Here is a 2,610-nt window from a genome sequence, read left to right on the forward strand (position 1 = left end):
CTATATCCTTTCCATAATCATTTTTATTATTAAAATTAAAAAGGTTTTTTAGTAATCAGGGCTGTAAATATGTTTAAAAAAAAAGTGCTTACAGTGTTTGGTACGCGTCCAGAAGCAATAAAAATGGCGCCGCTTGTCCACGCTCTTGCTAATGATAATCGCTTTGATGCCAAATGCTGTGTAACAGCTCAACATCGAGAAATGCTTGATCAAGTATTAGATCTATTTGAGATAGAACCCGATTTCGATTTAAACATCATGAAAGCAGGCCAAACACTCAATGATGTGACGGCACGTATTGTTCAAGAGATTAAACCTGTTCTTCAAGATTTTAAACCAGACGTCGTTTTGGTTCACGGCGACACTGCAACTACTTTTTCGGCGAGCTTAGCCGCATACTATGAGAAAATTCCTGTTGGGCATGTGGAAGCAGGCCTGCGCACCGGTAATCTTTATTCACCGTGGCCAGAAGAAGCCAACCGGCGTTTGACTGGCGTACTAACTAATTACCACTTTGCCCCAACCGAAATTTCGAAAGAGAATCTTTTACGTGAAAACTTTGCGTCAGACACTATTTATGTGACAGGCAATACCGTCATTGATGCCCTGCTGATGGTGAAAGATAAAATTGACTCTGATGAGTATTTGAATGAAACGCTAGTCGCCCAGTTTCCGTTCTTAGATGAGACTAAAAAACTCATCTTAGTAACAGGCCATCGTAGAGAGAGCTTTGGTGGTGGATTTGAACGAATTTGTGAAGCGCTAGCGATCATAGCGAACGAGCACCGAGAGACTCAAATACTGTATCCGATGCATCTGAACCCGCATGTACGTGAACCAGTGAATCGTATTTTGGCGAGCATTRAAAATATCCATCTTATTGAACCTCAACAGTATTTGCCATTCATTTATCTAATAAGTCGCGCACACATAATCCTTACAGACTCAGGTGGAATACAAGAGGAAGCACCTTCTCTAGGCAAACCAGTACTAGTCATGCGAGACACTACAGAACGCCCCGAAGCGGTTGAAGCTGGTACAGTTAAATTAGTCGGAACCAATGTTGAAACAATTGTTGGTAGTTTAAAAGAATTGCTTACGAGTGAAACCGCTTACCAAAAGATGAGTTTTGCCCATAACCCATACGGGGATGGTAAGGCATCCAAAAGAATCTTAGACAAATTATACGATTAAATATCTAGAGTTGAACTTACTATGTCATTTAAAACAATTTCAGTTGTTGGCTTAGGCTATATTGGTTTGCCGACGGCAGCGATGTTTGCCTCTCGCAAGAAAAAAGTCATCGGTGTTGATATCAATCGGCATGCGGTTGATACTATAAATCAAGGGAAGATTCATATTGTTGAGCCTGAACTTGACAAGCTTGTGCAAGCCGCTGTCAAAGGTGGCTATTTAAAGGCGACTTTAACGCCTGAGCCTGCTGACGCCTTTTTGATCGCAGTGCCAACACCATTTTTACCTTGTAATGAAGGTGAGATTCCTACTCCGGATCTTTCTTATATTAAAGCGGCGAGTAAAGCTATTGCTCCAGTGTTAAAGAAAGGGGACCTCGTCATATTAGAATCAACATCTCCAGTCGGTGCTACTGAGAAAATGGCTGATTGGCTATCTGAAGCTCGAGTAGATTTAACCTTTCCACAAACTCATGGGAAAGACGCTGATGTCAATATTTCCCATTGTCCGGAACGTGTATTACCTGGTCATGTCGTGAGAGAGTTAGTCGAAAATGATCGCGTGATAGGTGGTTTAACATCTAAGTGTTCGCAACGCTCAGTTGAGTTATATCAAATATTTATTAGAGGCGAATGTGTGGTTACCAATGCGCGGACTGCAGAAATGACGAAATTAACTGAGAATAGCTTTCGTGACGTTCAGATAGCGTTTGCAAATGAGCTTTCTATTATCTGTGACAAGCTAGATATTAATGTATGGGAGTTGATTGCACTAGCGAATCACCATCCTCGTGTGAATATACTTCAACCAGGGCCTGGTGTTGGTGGTCATTGTATAGCTGTAGATCCTTGGTTTATTGTTTCGCAGTTTAGTAATGAAGCCAGAATAATAAAACAAGCAAGAAACACTAATGAGTATAAAGCAAATTGGTGCTTAGAAAAAATAAATAAAGAAATATCTAGATTTGAAACTGTTAGTGGAAGAAATGCGATCGTGGCTTGTATGGGGCTTTCATTTAAGCCCAATATAGATGACTTGAGAGAGTCTCCTGCTAAATATATCCATGATGTTCTAAGAGAAGAATTAAACAATGAGATATTGGCAGTTGAGCCAAATATAAGTCATGCCGAAGGTGCAATATTATGTACTCTTGACTATGCAAAACAAAATGCGGACATTTTGGTTTTTTTAGTTAATCACAACGAGTTTAGTCTATTCTCTAACAGTGGCAATAAAATCATTCTAGATTTCTGTGGGGCTCTTAATTAAAAATAAATCCCACTAGTAAGCTGCTCAACATAGATATATTGAGATTTCTTGTAATGGTAACGTTATAAAATTTAAGAAGCGAATATCAGTATGGCTAAACTTTTGTTTATAGACTTTGATTCAGACATTCCCAGCAATATCCATAGC

2 protein-coding genes are annotated in these 2,610 nt (G+C 39.6%); both read left to right on the forward strand.

The features are described from left to right. Positions 1-69 precede the first annotated feature (69 nt). Positions 70-1,194, forward strand: a complete 1,125-nt coding sequence (wecB, locus tag BZJ19_RS16845; protein ID WP_077676473.1) for a non-hydrolyzing UDP-N-acetylglucosamine 2-epimerase — start codon at positions 70-72, stop codon at positions 1,192-1,194. A gap of 21 nt (positions 1,195-1,215) precedes the next feature. Then, on the forward strand, positions 1,216-2,463 hold the full coding sequence (gene wecC / locus BZJ19_RS16850; protein WP_077676474.1) for a UDP-N-acetyl-D-mannosamine dehydrogenase: 1,248 nt from the start codon (positions 1,216-1,218) through the stop codon (positions 2,461-2,463). Positions 2,464-2,610: the final 147 nt, after the last annotated feature.

The organism is Salinivibrio proteolyticus, from assembly GCF_001996165.1.
Taxonomy (GTDB): domain Bacteria; phylum Pseudomonadota; class Gammaproteobacteria; order Enterobacterales; family Vibrionaceae; genus Salinivibrio; species Salinivibrio proteolyticus.